At 73.1% G+C, this 20,483-nt stretch carries 19 protein-coding genes and 1 tRNA gene; 9 read left to right on the top strand and 11 right to left on the bottom strand.

Features of this window, described 5'->3' with window-relative positions; genetic code table 11:
* Positions 1-3 precede the first annotated feature (3 nt).
* Genes ACMXGY_RS08050 through ACMXGY_RS08040 form a run of 3 tightly spaced genes read right to left on the bottom strand, consistent with a single transcriptional unit; the run spans position 4 to position 2,694 of the window.
* Positions 4-1,305 carry an MFS transporter gene (locus ACMXGY_RS08050; RefSeq protein WP_483776325.1) on the bottom strand — a complete coding sequence of 434 codons (1,302 nt, stop codon included), beginning with the start codon at positions 1,303-1,305 and terminating at the stop codon, positions 4-6.
* A complete protein-coding gene (locus ACMXGY_RS08045; protein ID WP_483776324.1) occupies positions 1,302-1,949 on the bottom strand; it encodes an ArsR/SmtB family transcription factor in 648 nt (215 codons plus the stop codon). Before ACMXGY_RS08045 ends, ACMXGY_RS08050 begins: the two co-directional genes overlap by 4 nt.
* A gap of 43 nt (positions 1,950-1,992) precedes the next feature.
* Positions 1,993-2,694, bottom strand: coding sequence for a phosphatase PAP2 family protein (locus tag ACMXGY_RS08040; RefSeq protein ID WP_483776323.1), 702 nt, complete (start codon positions 2,692-2,694; stop codon positions 1,993-1,995).
* A gap of 319 nt (positions 2,695-3,013) precedes the next feature.
* On the opposite strand from ACMXGY_RS08040, the gene ACMXGY_RS08035 reads away from it, so the two are divergent.
* The 7 genes from ACMXGY_RS08035 to ACMXGY_RS08005 all read left to right on the top strand — a co-directional run bounded on the left by ACMXGY_RS08035 (position 3,014) and on the right by ACMXGY_RS08005 (position 7,589).
* Positions 3,014-3,154, top strand: a complete 141-nt coding sequence (locus tag ACMXGY_RS08035) for a hypothetical protein (protein WP_483776322.1) — start codon at positions 3,014-3,016, stop codon at positions 3,152-3,154.
* A 161-nt stretch (positions 3,155-3,315) separates the two neighbouring features.
* Positions 3,316-4,041, top strand: a complete 726-nt coding sequence (orn, locus tag ACMXGY_RS08030) for an oligoribonuclease (protein WP_483776321.1) — start codon at positions 3,316-3,318, stop codon at positions 4,039-4,041.
* 75 nt (positions 4,042-4,116) lie between these two features.
* A tRNA-His gene (locus tag ACMXGY_RS08025) sits at positions 4,117-4,192 on the top strand.
* 220 nt (positions 4,193-4,412) lie between these two features.
* Positions 4,413-5,246, top strand: coding sequence for an ABC transporter ATP-binding protein (locus tag ACMXGY_RS08020; RefSeq protein WP_483776320.1), 834 nt, complete (start codon positions 4,413-4,415; stop codon positions 5,244-5,246).
* Entirely contained in the window at positions 5,243-5,884 is a 642-nt protein-coding gene (locus tag ACMXGY_RS08015) for an ABC transporter permease (protein ID WP_483776319.1), read from the top strand. The genes ACMXGY_RS08020 and ACMXGY_RS08015 overlap by 4 nt, the downstream gene beginning before the upstream one ends.
* The gene (locus tag ACMXGY_RS08010; protein WP_483776318.1) at positions 5,881-6,615 is read left to right on the top strand and encodes an ABC transporter permease; all 735 of its coding nucleotides are present in this window, start codon (positions 5,881-5,883) and stop codon (positions 6,613-6,615) included. Before ACMXGY_RS08015 ends, ACMXGY_RS08010 begins: the two co-directional genes overlap by 4 nt.
* Before the next feature lie 56 nt (positions 6,616-6,671).
* Entirely contained in the window at positions 6,672-7,589 is a 918-nt protein-coding gene (locus ACMXGY_RS08005) for an ABC transporter substrate-binding protein (protein ID WP_483776317.1), read from the top strand.
* 66 nt (positions 7,590-7,655) lie between these two features.
* Here ACMXGY_RS08005 and ACMXGY_RS08000 read toward each other — a convergent pair whose 3' ends face one another.
* On the bottom strand, positions 7,656-8,294 hold the full coding sequence (locus ACMXGY_RS08000; protein WP_483776316.1) for an isochorismatase family protein: 639 nt from the start codon (positions 8,292-8,294) through the stop codon (positions 7,656-7,658).
* A gap of 110 nt (positions 8,295-8,404) precedes the next feature.
* Here ACMXGY_RS08000 and ACMXGY_RS07995 point away from each other — a divergent pair, with 110 nt between their 5' ends.
* A complete protein-coding gene (locus ACMXGY_RS07995; RefSeq protein WP_483776315.1) occupies positions 8,405-9,379 on the top strand; it encodes a GlxA family transcriptional regulator in 975 nt (324 codons plus the stop codon).
* A 57-nt stretch (positions 9,380-9,436) separates the two neighbouring features.
* Here ACMXGY_RS07995 and ACMXGY_RS07990 read toward each other — a convergent pair whose 3' ends face one another.
* The 6 genes from ACMXGY_RS07990 to trmB form a co-directional block, all read right to left on the bottom strand.
* Positions 9,437-10,360 (bottom strand): ATP-grasp domain-containing protein, encoded by a 924-nt coding sequence (locus tag ACMXGY_RS07990; protein ID WP_483776314.1) that lies wholly within the window; start codon positions 10,358-10,360, stop codon positions 9,437-9,439.
* A 27-nt stretch (positions 10,361-10,387) separates the two neighbouring features.
* Positions 10,388-11,968, bottom strand: coding sequence for a dihydrolipoyl dehydrogenase family protein (locus ACMXGY_RS07985; RefSeq protein ID WP_483776313.1), 1,581 nt, complete (start codon positions 11,966-11,968; stop codon positions 10,388-10,390).
* 78 nt (positions 11,969-12,046) lie between these two features.
* The gene (locus ACMXGY_RS07980; protein WP_483776312.1) at positions 12,047-12,586 is read right to left on the bottom strand and encodes an AAA family ATPase; all 540 of its coding nucleotides are present in this window, start codon (positions 12,584-12,586) and stop codon (positions 12,047-12,049) included.
* A gap of 64 nt (positions 12,587-12,650) precedes the next feature.
* Positions 12,651-14,297 carry a solute symporter family protein gene (locus ACMXGY_RS07975; protein ID WP_483776311.1) on the bottom strand — a complete coding sequence of 549 codons (1,647 nt, stop codon included), beginning with the start codon at positions 14,295-14,297 and terminating at the stop codon, positions 12,651-12,653.
* Positions 14,294-14,644, bottom strand: a complete 351-nt coding sequence (locus ACMXGY_RS07970; RefSeq protein ID WP_483776310.1) for a DUF485 domain-containing protein — start codon at positions 14,642-14,644, stop codon at positions 14,294-14,296. The genes ACMXGY_RS07975 and ACMXGY_RS07970 overlap by 4 nt, the downstream gene beginning before the upstream one ends.
* Before the next feature lie 157 nt (positions 14,645-14,801).
* Positions 14,802-15,578 (bottom strand): tRNA (guanosine(46)-N7)-methyltransferase TrmB, encoded by a 777-nt coding sequence (trmB, locus tag ACMXGY_RS07965; protein ID WP_483776817.1) that lies wholly within the window; start codon positions 15,576-15,578, stop codon positions 14,802-14,804.
* 188 nt (positions 15,579-15,766) lie between these two features.
* Here trmB and ACMXGY_RS07960 point away from each other — a divergent pair, with 188 nt between their 5' ends.
* Complete coding sequence (locus ACMXGY_RS07960) at positions 15,767-16,528, top strand: SDR family NAD(P)-dependent oxidoreductase (RefSeq protein WP_483776309.1); 762 nt, start codon at positions 15,767-15,769, stop codon at positions 16,526-16,528.
* A 105-nt stretch (positions 16,529-16,633) separates the two neighbouring features.
* On the opposite strand, the gene ACMXGY_RS07955 is transcribed toward ACMXGY_RS07960, so the two are convergent.
* Complete coding sequence (locus ACMXGY_RS07955; protein ID WP_483776308.1) at positions 16,634-20,464, bottom strand: metallophosphoesterase; 3,831 nt, start codon at positions 20,462-20,464, stop codon at positions 16,634-16,636.
* Positions 20,465-20,483 lie beyond the last annotated feature (19 nt).

Here is a 20,483-nt window from a genome sequence, read left to right as displayed (position 1 = left end):
GTTCTACCTCGCGGGCGGCGGTTCGGTGGCTGTCCGGGTGCCGCGGAGGGCGAGGACTGCGGCCACGGCGATCCCGACGACCGTCCCGACGAGGAGCAGGCGGTAGTCGACGACGCCGATCAGCGCCGCGCCGACCACGGTGAGGACGAGCTGCGGGACGTTGACGAGCAGGAGGCTCGCCGCGGACACGCGGCCCTGGAGGGTCGCTGGCGTCCGCAGCTGGCGCTCGGTGACGAACCCGACGATCGACCACGTCGCACCGAGCCCGACGGCGCCCAGCCCGAGGACGATCGCCACGATGCTGTGCCCGGTCGTGGGCACGACCCCGACCGCGAGGACGAGCAGACCCAGGGCGACGACGCGCTGCGCGCCCCACCGGGAGATGAGCCTGCTCGCCGTGAGCCCCGCGACGATCGCGGTGAGCGCCTGCACCGAGGAGATGGGCCCCAGGAGCGCGGGCGGCAGCCCGAGCCCGTTCTCGACGATCGCGAGGCTCACGGCGTTGAGCAGCCCCACCCCGGCGAACGCGACGAGCATCGCCAGGGTCAGCACCCCGAGCGGTGCGGTCCGCAGGAGGTGGCGGAACCCGGCCGTCACCTCGGCGAGGTACGGCTCGCGCTCGGCGGCCGGGGTCGGCGGCGTCTCGACGAGCCGGATGCGGCCGATCACCGTTCCCGCGACGGCGAACGCGAGGGACGCCGCGACCACGAGCGGCCACGGGCCGGCGAGCGCGTAGGCGCCCGCGCCGACGACGGGCATGAGGAGCCGGAACACCTGGTCGATCGTCGTGAGGCGCCCGTTCGCGGAGGCGATCGCACCGTCCGGCAGCATGTCGCGCACGAGGCCCGCCTGCGCCGCGGCCGTCGCGAACCCGACGGCAGAGTAGGCCACGGTCACGACGAACACGAGCCACACCTGCTCCGGCCCGCGCACCGCGAGGAGGGCGAGGAGGCTCAGCGCGCCGACCGCGTACGAGACCACGAGCATCCGCCGTCGGGACACGCGGTCGGCGAGCTGGCCGAGGAACGGCGACGCGAGCGCGGGCAGCCCGAGCGCCGCGAACACGAGACCTGCGGCCCCGTTCGACCCGGTGAGGTCCTTGACCCACACGGCGAGGATGATCGCGAGCACCGAGTCGGCGAAGTTGGTGAACGCCCACGCGACGGACAGCAGGCGGAACGGGCGGGAGCGGAGCGCGGCGCGGGCGTCGGCCGCACTCTCGACGGGAGGGCCGGGCGCCTCGTCGGTCGGGACGTCGCGCACGACCGTCGGCGTGGCGGTCGTCGCCTCGTCGGGGGCGCTCATGGGGACTCCTCCGGGAGGTCGGCGTTGACGACGGAGAACAGGCGGGCCGGACGTGCGCCCTCGGGGCGCTGCGACGGGTCCTCCCAGCGCCCCTCGAAGCGGTCGGTGAGCGCCGCGACCTCGCGGGACAGCTCGGCGAGCTCCTCGCGCGTCGCGTAGAACGAGGAGGCCGTCATCGTGGAGGCGAGGAGCCACTGCGGGTCGTCGACGGACGCGCCGCGGAGCCAGGAGCGCACGCGGGCGGTCTCCTGCTCGAGCATGAGCGTCGCGACGGCGCCCGCGGCGTGCAGGGACTCGGGGACGTCGGGGTCGAAGCGGGTCCGGCGGCCGCGACCGACGGAGCGCCAGGGCTTCTCCTTGCCGCGCCGCTCGGCGGGCTCGACATAGCCGTACTTGGCGAGCATCCGCAGGTGGAACGAGCAGCTCGCGACCGACTCGCCCGTGACCTCGGCGCACCGCGTCGCCGTGACCTCTCCCTCGTCGTCGAGGATCGCGAGGATGCGCAGGCGCAGGGGGTGCGCGAGGGCGCGGATGGTCGCGGGGTCGGTGGCGACGACCTGCTCCTGCCCGGCCTGCGGGCCGTGCGCGGCGGGGTTCCGGCCGGAGTGCGCGGGCTCGCTCGAGCGTTCGCGGGGCGTGCTCATGCCGGCACGCTACGTCACGAAAGAGTTCTTGCGCAAGACTTCTTTAGTGTTGACGCCAGGGTTCGCCTTCCCGAGCCGGGCCGGACGCGACCGCGCGGTCGTGGAGCCTGCTCACCACGACGACGACGCCCAGCACGGCCACCGCGAGCGAGAGCCCGGCCAGGACGTCGGTGAGGAAGTGGTAGCCCAGGTAGAGCCGGCTGAGCGCGACGGTCCCGACCACGAGGACCGAGGAGGCTCCCCAGACCGCGAGCACCCGCACGTCGTGGTGCCGGTGCCACACGAGGTACCCCCCGACGAGCACCAGCGTGGCGGCACCGATCGTGTGCCCCGACGGGAACGAGAACGACCTCTCGACGCCGGCGACGACCATCGACTCGGCGGGCGGTCGGGGCCGGGCGATCACGGCCTTGAGCACGGTCGAGACCAGCGTCGCGAGGACCATCGCGCCTGCGAGGAGACCGGGTTCCCACCACGTCCCCGTGCGCCGGGCCCACAGGACGCAGCCGGCCGCGACGAGCACGGGCAGGACGAACGGGCCGAACAGCGTCGTGACCACCGTGAGGACCGCCGTCGCGACCGGCGTGCGGTGCGCGACCAACCAGTCGAGCAACGGCTCGTCGAGCAGCCACAGCTCGTCCTGGTCACGGACGGCGTCGAGCAGGAGCAGGAACCCCAGGGCGCCGACGACGACGAGGACGACTCCGGGCCACACGCTCGCGAGGACCGAGCGAGGCGTCGCCACCTCTGGCGCACCCTCCCCCGCGCCCCTTGATGGCCCGCCCGTCGTCCGCCGGCGCGCACCCGGCCCCTCGCCCTCGCCTTCCATCCCCGGAGGCTACGCACGGTGGGCCGACGCCGCAGGGTGACCGCCCGACGTCGGCGTCCGCGGGGTGCACCCGTGCACCCCGCGGACGCTCGTGGCGAAATAACGGTGCGCCCCACGGGACTCACGTGGTTGTGTGAGCACACACCGCGGTGACGTCCGTCCGGTCCGTACCGGGCGGTGGAGGGTCCGGCCAGACCCAGCTACCCAGCGTCACGAGAGCAGAACCATGCATCCCTTGATCACGTACGACGTGGCGGCCCTCAGCCGTCGCGAGCAGCTGCAGGAGCAGACCCTGCGCCGCGAGCAGCTGCGACGCACCACGACCCGCGTCCCGGTGCACACCCGGCAGGCCCGCCTGCCGCGTCGCACCGCATGACGCGCACCGACCGCTCGCCCGGCCGGGGACCCTCCCCGACAGGCGGCGGCGCACCTCGCCGAAGGCCCCGACCGTCCGGACCCTCCGTGGACCGGACCGCCGGGGCCTTCGTCGTGCAGGTGCGCACCGGTCCCGTGGGCGGCCGCGACTAGGCTGTGCGCGTGAGCCCTGTGAACGCCAACGAACGCATCGTGTGGATCGACTGCGAGATGACCGGGCTCGACCTGGGCGCCGACGCCCTGGTCGAGGTCGCCGCCGTCGTGACCGACTCCGAGCTCAACGTGCTCGGCGAGGGAGTGGACGTCCTCGTCCGCCCGCCTGCCGCCGCGCTCGAGCAGATGGGCGACTTCGTCCGCGAGATGCACACGACGTCCGGGCTGCTCGACGAGCTCGACGGTGGCCTCACCCTCGCCGAGGCCGAGCAGCGCGTCCTCGACTACGTGCGGGCATGGGTCCCCGAGGTGGGCCGCGCGCCGCTGGCGGGCAACTCCGTCGGCACCGACAAGGGCTTCCTCGACCGTGACATGCCAGCCCTCATGGGCCACCTGCACTACCGCATCATCGACGTGTCGTCCGTGAAGGAGCTCTCGCGCCGGTGGTACCCGCGCGCCTACTTCGCGTCGCCCGAGAAGCACGGAGGGCACCGCGCGCTCGCCGACATCCTCGAGAGCATCGACGAGCTGCGCTACTACCGCGAGGCGGTGTTCGTGCCGCAGCCCGGACCCGACTCGGCGACGGCCCGGAAGATCGCGGAGAACGTCGTCGCCACGAGCGTCGCGCGCGGTCGCACCCGTCCTTCCGACGCGGCCACCGAGGCAGCGCCCGGCGCGCAGGCGTCGGCAGAGGGCGAGTCCGTGGCGACCGTCACAGGCGGCGCCGAGGGCTGAGGAGGCCGGCGGTCCTGGAGGGCCCGCCGGACCGGGTACACTTTTCGACGGCCGGTGCTCCACGTTCCGGTCGTGGTGGGTATAGCTCAGCTGGTAGAGCACCTGGTTGTGGTCCAGGGGGTCGCGGGTTCAAGTCCCGTTACTCACCCCACGAGCACGAGGGCCGGTCTCCGACACGGAGGCCGGCCCTCGTCGCGTCTCCGGCCGCACGTCCCGCGTCCCCGAGCACGAACCGTCGCGTTCCGGTGCGAGTGCGGCATGTCGGTGGTTCGTCGTACGGTCTGGAGGACGCGCGGCATTGCGCTTGCCAGGCCGGACGCGGTTCTGGTCGGGTGGAGGCCGGTTCACCGACTGTCGGGAGGCAGCGCCCCATGATCGAGTTCCGCTCCGTGACCAAGACGTACCCGGACGGGACGGCGGCGGTCGCGGACTTCGACCTCGTCATCCCTCCCCACAAGACGACGGTCCTGGTCGGGTCGTCGGGGAGCGGCAAGACGACGCTCCTGCGCATGATCAACCGCATGGTCGAGCCCACCTCGGGCACGATCGAGATCGACGGGCGCTCGATCCTCGACCGCGACCCGGTGAAGCTGCGGCGCGGCATCGGGTACGTGCTGCAGAACGGCGGGCTCCTGCCCCACCACAAGGTCGTCGACAACGTGACGACCGTGCTGCGCCTCGAGGGCACGCCGCGGCGGCAGGCGCGCGACCGCGCGCTCGAGCTGCTCGACACCGTCGGGCTCGACCGGGCGCTCGCGGACCGCTACCCGAGCCAGCTCTCCGGGGGGCAGCAGCAACGCGTCGGCGTCGCGCGGGCGCTCGCCGCCGACCCGAACATCCTCCTCATGGACGAGCCGTTCGGCGCGGTCGACCCCATCGTGCGGGCCGAGCTCCAGACGGAGACGATCCGCCTCCAGCAGGAGCTCGAGAAGACGGTCGTGTTCGTCACGCACGACGTCGACGAGGCGTTCCTCCTCGGCGACCAGGTCGTGATCCTCGAGAAGGGCGCGCAGGTCGCCCAGATCGGGTCGCCGAGCGAGATCATCGAGAACCCGGCGAACGACTTCGTCGCGAGCTTCATCGGGGCCGAGCGAGGCTCCCGCGCGCTGCATACGAAGGCGACGGACCACGGCACCGTGCTGGTCGACGCCGCGGGCCGCACGCAGGGGGTCCTGGTCGACGACCTCGTCGAGGGCGGCGCATGACCTGGGTCCTCGACAACCTCGACCTCATCGGCCGGCTCACGGTCGAGCACCTGCGCCAGTGCGTGCTGCCGATCGTGCTCGGGCTCGTCGTGTCGATCCCGGCGGGATGGCTCGCCTTCCGGTTCCGGATCACGCGCGGGCTCGTGCTCACGCTCGTGGGCCTGCTCTACACGATCCCGTCGCTCGCGCTGTTCGCCCTGCTCCCCCCGCTGCTGGGCATCAGCTTCCTGTCCGAGGTCAACCTGGTCGTCGCCCTGACGATCTACGCGGTCGCGATCATGACGCGGTTCGTCGCCGACGCGCTCGCCTCCGTCGACCCGACGGTCCGCCAGGCGGCCCTCGCCGTCGGGTACGGGCCGTGGCGCCGCTTCTGGCAGGTGGACCTCCCCCTGGCGGGGCCGGTGGTGCTCGCCGGGCTACGCGTGACGGCCGTGTCGACCATCTCGCTCGCCACCGTCGGCATCCTCATCGGCATCGACAACCTCGGCTACCTCTTCACGAACGGCTACCAGCGGCAGATCGTCGCCGAGATCCTCGCGGGCGTCGTCGCGGTCGTCGTCATCGCGCTGGTCGTCGACTGGCTGCTCGTGCTCGCCGGCCGCGTGCTGCTGCCCTGGACCCGGAAGGTGCGCGCATGAACCTCTTCTCCGACGCGATCGCGTGGATCTTCTCCCCGGACCGGCAGACGGGCGCGCTCCCCCTGTCCGAGGCGATCTGGACCCACCTCGCGTTCACGTTCGTCTCCGTGCTGATCGCCGCCGTGATCGCCGTCCCCGCCGGGTGGCTCATCGGCCACACCGGCCGTGGGCGGGAGGTGGCGGTCGCCCTGTCCGGTGCGGCACGCGCCGTCCCGTCGTTCGGGCTGGTCCTCCTCCTCGTCCTCGTCTTCGGCGTGACGCACAAGATCGCCGCGTCGACGACGGCGTTCGTCCTGCTCGCGATCCCGCCGATCCTCGCGGGTGCCTACGCCGGCGTCGAGGCCGTGGAGCGGCGCGTGGTCGACGGCGCGAGGTCGGTGGGCATGACCCCCCGCCAGGTGCTCTTCCAGGCCGAGGTCCCCCTCGGCCTGCCTCTCCTCATCGGCGGGCTGCGCTCGGCCACGCTCCAGGTGGTCGCGACCGTCACGCTCGCCGGGTACGTCGGCAACTGGGGGCTCGGCTTCTACATCGTCCAGGGCATCCAGCTCCGGGACTTCTCGCAGATCCTGGGCGCCTCGCTCGTCATCGTCGTCCTCGCCGTCGTCCTCGACGCGGTGTTCGCGATCCTCCAGCGGGTCGTGGTCCCGCGCGGCGTGGCGGCCGGCCGCGCCCGCGAGGAGGCGCCCTCCCGACGTCGGCGCCGGCCCGCACCCGAACCCACGACCGCCTGACACCACGACCGACCACCGACCCTCCCCTCCGGGACGGCCCTCAGAAAGGCAGACACATGCGCACCACCCGACGCACCGCCGTACTCCTCGCCGGAGCAGCGACAGCAGTCCTCGCGCTCAGCGCCTGCGGTGGCGGCTCCGACCCTCTCGACACGGAGCCCGCCGACGGTTCGGACAGCGCCTCGTCCGACACCATCGTCATCGGCTCGCAGGCCTACTACTCCAACGAGATCATCGCGGAGATCTACGCCCAGGCGCTCGAGGCGGAGGGCTTCACCGTGCAGCGCGACTTCACGATCGGTCAGCGCGACGCCTACATGCCGGCCCTCGAGAGCGGCGAGATCCACCTCTTCCCCGAGTACACGGGCAACCTCCTGCAGTTCTTCGACCCGGAGACCACCGCGACCTCGCCCGACGACGTGTACGCGGCGCTCCAGGAGTCGCTGCCCGAGGGCCTCACGGTCCTGGAGCAGTCCACCGCGACGGACCAGGACTCGTACAACGTGACCGAGGCGTTCGCCACGGAGAACGACCTCACGAGCCTCGCCGACCTCGCCGGCCTTGACGTGCCGCTCACGCTCGGCGGCCCGGCGGAACTCGAGCAGCGCCCCTACGGCCCGCAGGGGCTCAAGGACGTCTACGGCGTCGACGTGTCCTTCGTCGCCACCGGGGACACCACGGTCCAGGACCTCGTCGCGGGCACCGTGAACGTCGCCAACGTCTTCAGCGCCGACCCGCAGATCCAGACCGAGAACCTCGTCACGCTCGAGGACCCCGAGGGCCTGTTCCTCGCCTCGAACGTCGTGCCGCTCGTCAGCACGGAGATCGCCGAGGAGATCGCGGACGTCATCAACCCGGTCAGCGCGGCGCTCACGCCCGAAGGGCTGATCGCCCTCAACGTCGAGTCGACCGTCGACGAGCGCTCGCCGGAGGACATCGCGGCGGACTGGCTCGCGGAGAACGACCTCGCCTGACCCGGGCTCCGGCTCCGGTCGCGCGGGGGTCGTCCCGAGCGACCGGAGCCAGGAGAGCCGTGGCGCTCAGCCCTGCGCGGCGCGCTGTGCGCCGGCGACCGCGGACGTGCCGAGGTCGCTCTTGGGCAACGGCGTGCCCGCGACGACGGCGTCCGACCAGGTGGCCGTGTCGGCGACCGCGGCGAAGTTCGAGGCGAGCAGCGTCAGCAGCGTGGTGTGCACGGTCCTGGCGTCCACGAACCCGGCGTCGTTCGCGAGGTGGATCGCCCCGGTAGCGTCGGACAGCACCTCGGCACTCAGGCCGTGCGTCTCGGCCTCGGCGGCGGAGGCGAGGATGCAGTTGTTGGTCATGTAGCCGACGAACGTCACGGTGTCGACCTGGTGGTCGCGGAGCCAGTCGAGCAGGTCCGTCCCGGCGAAGACCGTGCCGTACTGCTTCACGACCGACTTCCACGCGTCGGTCCGGCGGTCCCCGACCTCGGGGTGCAGCTGATAGCCGGGAGCGCTGGGGTCGAACACCGGCGCGCCCTCGCCCGACGTGTGCTGCACGGCGGCGACCGGGATGCCGGCCGCAGCAGCGGCGTCGATCGCGGCGGCGATACGGGGCAGCGACTCGGCGTGGGGCGGGTACTGGATCTCGAGGGGGCCACCGAAGTAGTCCTGCTGGACGTCGACGAGGACGAGGGCGCGGCGCGGGGTGGTCATGACTGCGTGCTCCTGGGTTCGGGGGACGCCGCCTTCGAGGGCGACCCGTCGATCCTCTCGGTCGGGCACGTCTGCCGCCATTGGCACATGTGCATCGTTACGATGGATTCGTGCCACACCCCGGAGCGCCGCTGCGCATCGCCGTCTACGCCTTCGACGGCGTCACGATGTTCCACCTCTCCGTCCCGCAGATCGTCTTCGACGAGGTGGCGCGTCAGGGGCTCGCCGACTGGGAGACGGTGCTCTTCTCGGACCGCGCGGGGTCGGTCCGCACGACCGAGGGCTACCGCGTCGGCGGCGTACGGGGCCCGGCCGCCGTCGCGGACTGCGACGTCGTCGTCGTCCCGTCCTGGTTCGAGGACGGGCGGCCCGCCGGGGCCACGCTGCGACGCACCCTCACCACGGCGCACGCGCGTGGCGCGACAGTCGCCGGGCTGTGCCTCGGCGCGGTCGCGGTCGCCGACGCGGGCCTGCTGTCCGGCCGCGAGGCCGTGACGCACTGGCAGTCCGTCGACATGCTCGCGAGCCGCCACCCCGACGTCGTCCTCGACGCGTCCGTCCTCTACGTCGACCACGGGGACGTGCTCACCTCGGCCGGGACCGCGTCGGCGATCGACGCCTGCCTGCACCTCGTCCGTCGCCGGCTCGGCGCGGCTGCGGCGAACCAGGTGGCGCGTCAGCTCGTGGTGGCCCCGCACCGCGAGGGAGGGCAGGCGCAGTTCATCGAGCGGCCCCTGCCTGCACAGGGGGCCGACGACCCGGTCTCCCGGGTCGTCGCCTGGACGCTCCAGCACCTGGACGAGGACCTGACCGTCGAGCGGCTCGCCGCGAGGGCGCACCTGAGCACCCGCACGTTCATCCGCGCGTTCCGCGCCTCCACCGGCACGACACCCGCGGCCTGGGTCCGCTCCCGGCGGCTCGACGAGGCGCGTCGGCTGCTCGAGTCGACGGACCTGCCCGTCGACCAGGTCGCCGCGACGTGCGGGTTCGGCAGCGCCGTCACGCTGCGGCAGGGCTTCGCCGCGGCGTTCGGCACGTCGCCCTCGGAGTACCGGCGCCGCTTCGACGCCCGCACGGCGAGCTGACGTCGCGAGGGACCGCGGACCGACCCGGCCGCGCCAGGTCGGCCCGGACCCGACCCGTCAGCCGGTGACGCGGGCTGAGATCGCGTCCGCGAAGCGGTCGAGCGACCCCGGGGCGAGCGCGAGGAAGAGCGACGGCTCGGTGAGCTCGAGCTCGATGACGACGACCCCGCCGGCGTTGCCGGTGACGACGTCGACGCGCGCGTAGAGGAAGCTCGACACGTCCCCGCCGCCGACGGCGCCCGCGGCCACGTCGAGCGCACGACGTGCGACCTCGAGCTGCTCCTCTGACGCCGTGAAGGGGCTCATCTCCTCCTGCTGGTACAGCCCGCGGGTGGGCCGGTGCGGGCCGGTGAGCAGCGCGTTCTTGCGCACGGCGTGCGAGAACTCGCCGTCGACGAACACGAGGCCGGTCTCCCCCGCCGTGTCGACGCTCGTCACGTACGGCTGGACCATGACCTCGCGCCCGGAGGCCAGGAGGTTCTTCGCGTGCTGGATCGCGAGCCCGCGCGAGTGCGCCTCGCCCGCCTGGTAGCGGCCCGTGTCCTTGGCTCCCGCGCTGACGACGGGCTTGATGACGAAATCGCCCTGCGCGGGCAGGCGGGTGTGGATCGCGCGCGAGGAGAGGTTGCGCGCCGGGTCGAGCCACAGGGTCGGGATGACGGGGATCCCGGCGGTCTCGAGCTCGCGCAGGTACCCCTTGTCGGTGTTCCAGCGCAGGACCGGCTCGGGGTTGAGGATGCGCGGGACGCGGGCGGCCCAGGCGACGAACTCGTCGCGCCGTGCCGAGTAGTCCCACGTGGAGCGCACGACGACGGCGTCGAACGAGTCCCAGTCCACCTCCGGGTCGTCCCAGACGGCAGGCTCCGCCGCGACGCCGCGGGCATCGAGCGCCCGCACGAGCGGCGCGTCGTCGGGGTCGAGGTTCGGCAGCACGGAGCACGTCGCGAGGGCGACGCGCGGGGCGGTGTTCTCGGTCGTCACGCGACGAAGCCTAGGCGATGCGCAGTCTCAGAGCCCGTACTCCTCGAGGAACCGGAGCCAGACCTCGCTCACAGTCGGGTACGACGGCACGGCGTGCCACAGCCGCCGCAGCGGGACCTCGCCGACGACGGCGATCGTCGCGGCGTGCAGCATCTCCGCGGCGTCCGGACCGACGAACGTCGCCCCGACCACGAGCTCGCGTGCCGTGTCGACCACGAGCTGCGCGGTCCCGGTGTAGTCCTCGGCGCGCACGGAGGCGCCCGCGATGTTCGCGAGGTCGTACCGCACGACGCGCACGTCGATCCCCGCGTCGCGCGCGGACGCCTCGGTGTGCCCGACGGCAGCCACCTCGGGTCGCGTGAACACGACCTGCGGCGAGGCGACGGCGTCGGCGCTCGCCGCGAAGCGGGTCCACGGCTCGGGCGCGGCCCCGACGGCCGGAGGGCGCGCGCCCGCGGTCGGCGCGTCCGGCGTGCCCGCGTCGCCGAAGCGGGCGGCGACGACGTCCCCCGCGACGCGGCCCTGGTACTTGCCCTGGTGGGTCGTCGCGACGCGACCGGTGACATCACCGCAGGCGTAGAGCCAGCCGGCTCCCGCGTCCTCGGCGAGCCCCTGGACCAGCATCGTGTCGTCGACGTCGAGCGCGCGGCCGGGCGTGAGCCCGACGGTGTCGACGCCCAGGTCCTGCGTGCGCGGCGCGCGCCCGGTCGCGACGAGCACCCTGGCCGCGGTCACGGGCGAGAGGTCCGGCCCGCCCGAGGCGTCGGCGCCCGACGACGCACCGCCCGACCCGCGCGAGCCCGCAGTGCCGAGCAGGAGCCGCGCCCCGCCGTCGGGCAGCGCCTCGACGGACTCGGTGGCGACGCCGATCCGCACGTCCACGCCGAGCTCGCGCAGCGACGCGGCGACCGCCTCCCCGGCCCACGGCTCGGTCCGCCCGAGCAGCCCACCGCGCGAGAGCACGGTGACGCGCGACCCGAGGTCGGCGAAGGCGACGGCCATCTCGGTGGCGACGACGCCCCCGCCGACGATCGCGAGCGACTCGGGAACCTCCTCGACCGCCGTCGCCTCGCGGCTCGTCCACGGGTTCGCGTCCGCGAGGCCGGGCACGTCGGGCAGGACCGGTACGCTCCCGCTCGCGACGATCACCGCGTGGCGCGCCTCGAGCCGGCGCGCGCGGGGAAGGTCGTCCGGGTCGGCGTCGGACTCCTCGGCGACGACCTCGACGAGCCGGGGACCCACGATCCGCCCGAGGCCGCGGACGAGCGTGATCCCCGCGCCCTCGACCCACGACACCTGGCCCGAGTCGTCCCAGTCGGAGACCATCGCGTCGCGGCGCGCGAGGACCGCAGGCACGTCGAGGCCGTCGTCGATGCCCACACCCGCGACTCCCCTCGCCTCTGCACGGACCGCGCCCGGGCGGAGGAGCGTCTTGGAGGGGATGCATGCCCAGTACGAGCACTCGCCGCCGACGAGCTCGGCCTCGACGAGCGCGACGCTCAGTCCGGTGCGTCCGGCCCGGTCGGCGGCGTTCTCGCCGACCGGACCACCGCCGATCACGATCACGTCGAAGGTCTCGGTCCCGGTGTCGTCGGTGCTCGTCGTCATGTGCTCATCCTGCCGTGCCGACCCCCTCCGCGCGCCCGTGAGCCGGGCGGCACCCGTTCCGACGCCAGGCCAGAGGCGTCAGGCCACGCGCGCGTCGTCCAGGCGGTCGAGCACGTGGCGCACGGTCTCGGCGACGGTCCACCCGGTCGTGTCGAGGTGGAGGCCGCCGGGCGTCTCGCGCCCGGCGGTGGCGAACTCGTCCGGGGTCCAGTCCCCGTACCCCTGCTTGTGCCGGGCGGCGTCGCGCGCCGCGAGCGTCGCCGCGTCGGGCGTGAGCACGACGGCGTAGCACGGGCGGGTGCGCACGCGCGCCGTGAAGCGCTCGAGGTCCGACCCGAGCAGGATGTCCTGGACCACCGCGGTGATCCCGGCGGCGGCGTAGGTGTCGGCTGCCTGTGCCGCGAGGGCGTGCCGCAGGTCGAGCTGGGCACGGGCCTCGTGCGAGAGCGGCGGTTCCATCGAGGCCTGCCCGCTCACGACGAACCGCCGGAACATGTCGCCCCGCACGTGCGCCGCGAGCGGGAACGAGCGTGCGAGAGCGTCCGCGACGGTGGACTTGCCGGCCGCCATGGCCCCGGTGACGACCAGCACGGGGGCGGGCGACGGGTGCGGGACCATGGCGAGACCGTACGTCGCGGACCGCGCTGCCGCGACGAGATTTCGTCGCGGCAGCGCGGCTCGGCTAGTGCACGACCGCCTTCTCCGCCCCTGCGCCCGTGAGCGAGCGCACCTCCATCTCGGCGAACTTCTCCGGGTGCGGCTTCTCCTTGCTGAGCAACGTCCCGAGGATGCCCAGGAGGAAGGCCAGCGGGATGGAGACGATGCCGGGGTTGCTCAGCGGGAAGATCGCGAAGTCGATGTCGGTGTTCTTGATCATCGACAGGCTCGCGCCCGTCACCGGGTCGACCTTGCCCGAGACGACGGGCGAGAACGCGATGAGCACGACGCACGAGATCAGGCCGCCGTACATGCTCCACAGCGCGCCCGACGTGTTGAACCGCTTCCAGAACAGGGAGTAGATGATGGTCGGCAGGTTCGCGCTCGCGGCGACGGCGAACGCGAGCGCCACGAGGAACGCGACGTTCTGCCCCTGGGCGAAGATCCCGCCGAGGATCGCCAGGATGCCGATGACGACCACCGTGATGCGCGCGACCTTGACCTCGCCGTCGGGCTTGACCTCGCCCTTCTTGATGACGTTGGCGTAGATGTCGTGCGCGAAGCTCGCGGCTGCAGTGATCGTCAGTCCCGCGACGACGGCGAGGATGGTCGCGAACGCGACCGCGGAGATGAAGCCGAGCAGGATCTCCCCGCCGAGGGCGAACGCGAGCAGCGGCGCCGCCGAGTTCACGCCGCCAGGTGCGGCGCTGATGACCTCCGGTCCGACCAGCGCTCCGGCGCCGTAGCCGAGGACGAGCGTGAACAGGTAGAAGATGCCGATGAGCCAGATCGCCCACACGACCGAGCGGCGGGCCTCCTTGGCCGAGGGCACGGTGTAGAAGCGCATGAGCACGTGCGGCAGGCCCGCGGTGCCGAGCACGAGCGCGAGGGCGAGGGACAGGAAGTCGAGCTTCGTCGTCTCCGTGGCGCCGTACTGCTTGCCGGGCTCGATGAGCGCCTCCCCGCCCGGGCCGGCCTTGTCGATGGCGCCCTGGAGAAGGTCGGAGAGGTTGAACCCGAACTTCGCGAGGACCCAGACCGTCATGACGGCCGCGCCCGCGATGAGCAGCACCGCCTTGATGATCTGCACCCACGTGGTGCCCTTCATGCCGCCGACGAGGACGTAGAGGATCATCAGCGCGCCGACGACCGCGACGACGAGGCTCTGCCCGGCCGTGGTGTCGATGCCGAGCAGGAGCGCGACGAGCCCGCCCGCACCGGCCATCTGGGCGAGCAGGTAGAAGAACACGACGGCGAGGGTCGCGATCGCCGCGGCCATGCGCACCGGGCGCTGCTTGAGCCGGAACGACAGCACGTCGGCCATCGTGAACTTGCCCGTGTTGCGCAGGAGCTCGGCGACGAGCAGGAGCGCGACGAGCCACGCGACGAGGAAGCCGATCGAGTAGAGGAAGCCGTCGTACCCGTTGATCGCGATGGCGCCGCAGATCCCCAGGAAGCTCGCGGCGGACAGGTAGTCGCCCGCGATCGCGGTGCCGTTCTGCGGGCCGGTGAAGGACCGGCCGCCCGCGTAGTAGTCCGCGGCAGACTTGTTCTGCCGCGACGCGCGCAGCACGATGACGAGGGTCACGGCGACGAACACGCCGAAGATCGCGATGTTGACGACGGGGTTGCCGATGTCGGTGGCCTCCGCGGCCAGGATGTGCGCGCTCACAGCTCGTCCTCCTCGATCTCCCGGCGCAGCTCGTCGGCCGCGGCGTCGAAGCGCCTGTTCGCCCAGCGGGCGTAGATCATCGTGATGGCGAACGTGGACACGAACTGGCCGAGGCCGAACAGCAGGCCGACGGTGATGTTCCCCCAGACCCTGGTGCTCATGAAGTCGTGCGCGTAGTTCGCCAGCAGGACGTACACGAAGTACCAGACGAGGAACAGCGCGGTCATCGGGAACACGAAGTTGCGGAACCGCCTGCGCAGGTCCTGGAACTCCGGCGAACGCTGGACCCGCTGGTAGTCGGTCTCCTCGGCAGGTCCCGTTCCGGGTACGGCCGATACGTCGGTCATGACGCCTCCGTTGGCTCATGGAGGGCGGAACGTGCGTACGGCGCTGCCGCACGCGACGCTGCGTGCCCGGGGCGACGTTTCACCCCCGGCACAATGTGCCGTAGATCACTTCTGTCCGCAAGACCCGTCGACGGCGTGGCCGTGGGTGGTCGTGATGTCAGGCGCGGACGTACTCCAGGTCGGTGATGACGCGTCCTGCCGCCTCGCCCTTGCGCTCGAACCCGGTCAGCACCCGGCCCTCGAACCGGGGGGCGGAAGCTCCCGGCCCGTGCACGTTGCGCAGCCCGGGCGCCGCGTCGAGCACCTCGGCCATCTGGTCCGCGTACTCGGCCCAGTCCGTCGCGAGGCGCAGCGTCCCGCCGGTCCGTGCGCCGTCCGCTCCCCCGCCCGGCGCGCGCAGCACGCGCTCGACGAGCGCCGCGAACGACGGCGTCACGAGCCGCCGCTTGTGGTGGCGCGCCTTGTGCCACGGGTCCGGGAAGAAGACCCACAGCTCGTCGACGCTGCCCGCGGGCAGCGTCGTGGCGAGGAGCTCGGCGGCGTTCGCCTGGACGAGACGCACGTTCGTCAGGTCACGCTGGGCCGCCCGCAGGACCGTCTGGGCCAGGCCGGGCGTGTACACCTCGACCGCGAGGAAGTCGGTCTCGGGCTCGCGCTCCGCCGCGGCCACGACCGCCTCGCCCTGTCCGGAGCCGATCTCGACGACGAGGCGACGCTCACGCCCGAAGGTGACCGCGACGTCGAGCGCGTACGCCGGGTCGACCGACGTGCGCGCGACGTCGCGCGGCACGTCGACGACGTACCGGTCGCGGTGCGCGTCCCACGCCCGCTGCTGCCGGGCGCCGAGGCGACCGCTGCGGCGCACGAACGACACGGGCTGCGGGCGGTACCGCGGCGGGCCGTCGGTCGCTGCGCCGGTCGCTGCGCCGGTCATGGCGTCGTCGAGGGTCTGAGGGGTCGGCTCGGGCACCGCACCAGGGTACGTGGCGGCCGGCAGGAGTCCGCGGGACGTCCGCCACTGACGCGGGGACCAACGTCTCTCGCGCGCGCCCCCGCGCGCGAGGTGGGATGGGAGCACGACGCCGGACCACCCTCGCGCCGGCGCGGACAGGAGGAGCCGTCATGGTCAGCAACCACGTACCGGACCGGTTCGAGGGCCGCACCGTGATCGTCACCGGCGCGGGCGCCGGGATCGGTCGCGCCACGGTCGAGAGGCTGATCGCGGAGGGGGCGCGCGTCGTCGCGACCGACGTCCGCGAGGACCGCCTGGAGAAGCTCGCCGCCGAGGTCGGGACCGACGCGCTCGTCACGGTCGCGGGCGACGTGACCGCGCAGACCACGGTCGATGCGGTGGCCGCCGCCGCAGGCGGACGCGTCGACGGGCTCGCGAACGTCGCCGGCATCATGGACGGGTTCCTGCCGCCCGCGGAGCTCGACGACGCGACGTGGGACCTCGTGATGGCCGTGAACGTCACCGCCGTCATGCGCCTCACGCGCGCGGTGCTGCCCCTCATGCTCGAGGCGGGTGCCGGGTCGATCGTCAACGTCGGGTCGGAGGCGAGCACGCGCGCCTCGGCGTCCGGCACGGCCTACGCGACGTCGAAGCACGCGGTCGTGGGGTTCACGAAGAGCACGGCCCTCTTCTACACGCCGAAGGGCGTGCGCGCGAACGTCGTGGCGCCGGGCGCCGTCGCGACGAGCATCGAGGCGCCGTTCCGGTCCCAGCACGCCGGTGAGCGCCTCGGCCCGATCATGGGCACGACCGTGCCGCCCGCCGCGAGCGCCGACCAGCTCGCCGCGGCGATCACGTGGCTGCTGTCCGACGACTCGGCCAACGTCTCGGGCGCCGTCCTGCACAGCGACGGCGGGTGGGCCGCGGTCTGACCGCGACCAGAAGCGATAAGTGGCCCCCGGATCGCAGGATCCAGGGGCCACTTCTCACCTCTCGTGCCCGTGCGGCGTCACCGCCTCACCGAGAGGTCGCCGGTCTCAGCCGCACGAGATCGCGTCGTACGCGACGTCGGACCCGAAGGACCGCCCGTCGCCGCTCGCGGTCACGTGCGCGGTGCCGGCGGCGAGGTCCGCGGCGCGCACCGCGAACGCCTGGTACGCCGAGGCGCCGGGCTGCACGCCCGCGACCGTGCGGTCGCCGAACGGGGTGCTCAGCGTGACGTCGACCGGGACCGTGTCGTCGTTCGTCGCCCGGACTGCCACGAACGCCTTCCCCGGCATGCACTGCGCGCGGGCCGTCGTCGTCACGACGAGGCCGTCCGCCGCGGGCGCCGTCGTGAACGACTGCACGGGTGCGGTGGCGGTGCCGCCGCCCGCGCTCGTGGCCGTGACCGTCCAGGCGTGGAGCGTGCCCGGCGCGAGCTCGTCCCACGTGACCGTCGCGACCTCGCCCGACGGGACCGTCACGCTCCCGATCTCCTCGGCCGTCGCGTAGAGCGAGACGGCGTCGGTCGCGAGGCTCGTGGTGCGCGTCGTGAGGTCGACCGGGACCGTGAAGTCGTCCTCGAGGCCGTTGTAGCGCTGGCGGTCGTCGTACTCGGTGGCGCCGAAGTTCTCGAGCCACGGCGAGTAGGTGTCGACGATCATCTCGGAGCGCTCGACGTCGAACTGCAGCAGGCGCAGGTAGCTCGCGCCCAGCCGCAGCCCCTGGTCGGGCGCGTAGCCCCCGACCTCGGTGAGCCCTGCCTCCTCGGCCGTGACCTCGTAGAACTGGTAGTCGGCGAGCAGCTCGACGACGCCGTTGCCCGGCGTGCCGACGTCCTGCTTCACGTTGATCCCCACGCCGTGCTCGTGGCCGGAGAGCACGAGGAACACGTTCGGGTTGGGCTCGACGACCTTGGAGTACAGCAGGCGTCCGTCGGGCGTGGAGAACGGCGCACCGCGGCCGTCGGGGTTGGTGCTCGGCGCGAGGTAGTCGTGCGCGAGCACGATCGCGTTGCGGTCGGCGAACTGCTCCAGGACGCCGTCGGCCCACACGGCCTCCTCGTCCGTCACGCCGTACGACAGGTACACCGCGACGAAGTCCAGGCCGCCGGCCGTGAACAGGTCGTAGTGGTTCTGGTTGTCGCCCTCGCGCCAGGGGCCGCCGTACGACGCGTCCTCCCAGCCGGCCGAGAGCGTCTCGTAGCGGCCCGGGCCGTAGTACGCGTTGTACAGCGCACCCGGCCCGTTGTCGGAGCCCGTGAGGTTGTCGTGGTTGCCCGCGAGGACGCCGTTCGGGATGCCCGACTCGTCGAGGAGCCGCTGCGCCGACGACGAGAACTCGTACTCACCCCGCACCTGCGTCTCCATCGCCTCGTCCGCGGGAAGACGCGTGTAGTTCTCGATGATGTCGCCCGTGTGCGCGACGTACTCGATGCCACGCTCGTCGGCGTTGTCGACGACCCACTGCACGAGGTCGGTGTACGTCTTCGCCCAGACCGCGCGCTCCTCGGCGGTCTCCTGCTCGACGGCGCCCTCGGACAGGTACTGCGTGTCGGTGAAGTGGACCATCGAGAAGTCGTAGGCGTCGCGGTCGGCGAACGACGTCGGCTCCTCTGTGCCGACGCCGTCGTCGATGTCGTCGGCGAACGGGTCGGTGCCGGTGACCAGCACGTGCACCGTCCCCGCGGCCGCGTGCCGCGCCGCCAGCGTGGCGGTGAGGCTCGTCTCCCCCTCGACGGCGCCGCGCGCCGACGCGAGCGGCTCCCACGCGCCGCCGTCCCACACGTGCAGGGTGGCGAGGCGCTGGGGGTCGATCTCGCCGTCCCAGCGGACCGTCTGCCCCGTCACGTCGCCCTCGGCCGGGATCTCGAAGCGCTGGTAGGCGCCGTCGGCAGCCTGCGCGGAGTCGAGCGTCGCGTCGTCGCCGGGGACGAGCGCGTCGACGGCGGCAGGCTGCTCACCCTCGACGTGCAGGACGTCGGTCGGCACCTGGGCGGTCTCGCCCTGGGCCGCGACGACCGGCGAGCGCACCTCTGCGCGCGAGAACGTCGCGGTGACGTCGCCGCCGCCGGGTGCGCTCACGCGCGCGCCGAGCTCGACCGAGCCCTCGACGCCGGTCGTCCCGGTCGCGGGCGCGAGGCCCGTCGGCACGTCGGGGACGCCGAGGCTCGTGAAGGCGATCTCGTGCGTGCTCGCGTTGCCGAGCACGTCCGTGGCCGTGACGACGAGCACGTGCTCGCCCGGCTCGAGGCCGGGGCCGACCGGGGCGCCCAGCCCGAGGGCGGCACCGTCGAGCGTGACGTGCGGGCCGTCGAGCACGCCCGTCGCGTCGGCCAGCTCGACGGCGAGGCTCGTCGCCGTCGCGAGCTGGGTACCCGCGGCGGGTGCGCTCGACGCGACCGCCGGACCGGTGTTGTCGGTCGTGATGGTGCGGCGAGCGGCAGCGCCGGCGGCGGTCGCAGAGGTCAGGGTGTGCTCGCCGTCGGCGAGCGTCGTGGTGTCGACGTCGGCGCGCAGGCCCGGAGCGGGCGCGTCGGCAGCCAGGGCGACGTCGAAGGCGAGGTCGACCTCGCGCGGCTTCGTCGTGCTGGAGCCGCAGTCGCCGTCGCCGAGCGAGTACGACGGGGCAACACCCACGGCCGTCGCCGTGCCGTGGCTCGGCTCGAGGCCGAGACCGGAGATCGCGAAGTCGTCGCGGTTGTCGCCGCACGCCGTCGGATAGGTCCCCGCGACGAAGCGGATCACGTTGCGTCCCGGCGCGAGGTACGCGTTCGGGACGTCGACCCGCACGGTCTCACTCACGTAGTCGCGGTCGACGAGGTCGATGCGCTGGCCGTTGACGAGCAGGTGGTTGACGTACCGCGCCTCGATCGAGTTGGACCCGACCGTGAACACGAACGCCGACGATCCCGCGCCGAGCGTCGGCGTGGTCGCGAGGGGGGCGCCGTCGAGCTCGATGCCCGCAGGCGCCTCGCCCTCGGCGGGCGGGGTCGCGAGGACCGTCTGCGTCCCGTTGACGAGGGCGCCGTCGGCGGGCGTGATGGCCGGAGCGCCGGGCGCCGAGTTGTTCACCGTCACCGCGCTCGTGGCCGACAGGCCCGACGCCGTCGTGGCGGTGAGCGTGTGCGCGCCGTTCTCGACGGTCGTGGTGTCGAGCTCCGCGGTGAGTCCCGTCGTGGCGGCGGGGTCCTGGGCGACGGTGAACGAGAGGTCGGCGGCGAGGACCCGGGAGGTGTTCGTACCGCAGGAGCCGTCACCGAACTGGTAGCTGAACCTGTTCGCCGAGCCGTCGGCGACCTCGCCGAGCAGCTCGAGGGAGACCTCGGTGACGTCGAAGTCGTCGTAGTTCGAGCCGCAGGACGTCTCGACCGCGCCGACGACGAACCGCACGTCGTTCGCGCCCTGAACGAGCAGGTCGTTCGGCACGTCGAGCGCGACGCGCTCGGAGACCATGTCGCGGTCCAGCTCGACGCGCGTCCCGTTGACGAGGACGAAGCTGCCGTAGCGCTTCTCGATCGAGTTGCTGCCGACGTCGAAGAGCAGGCGCGCGGTCGCGGGGGTCGGCGTGGCGGTCAGCGGCTCGCCGTCCACGGCGAGCTCCGCGACGGGGTCACCGGCCTGGACCGGCTCCGCCGAGACGGTCACCGTGCCGTCGACGTACGTCCCGGTCGTCGGGTGCAGCACGGGCGTGCCGCTCGGCTCCTCGGCGCCCCACGACGCGGGGCCGGCGGTGCGCGTGACGGCAGGCGCCGCGGTGGGCAGCCCGAGAGGCGCCGCCGCGGCGGCGACCGGCACGACCGCCCCCACGGCGAGGCTCGCGCCGAGCGCGGCGGCGAGCGCGCGTCGTCTTCTCCGGGTCTGGGGCGTGTGCGCGATGGTGTCCATCGGCGTGTCCTTTCGTCGT

The sequence above is a fragment of the Cellulosimicrobium sp. G4 BAM 1002 genome (assembly GCF_057126935.1).
This window is presented reverse-complemented; position numbering and strand designations above follow the sequence as displayed.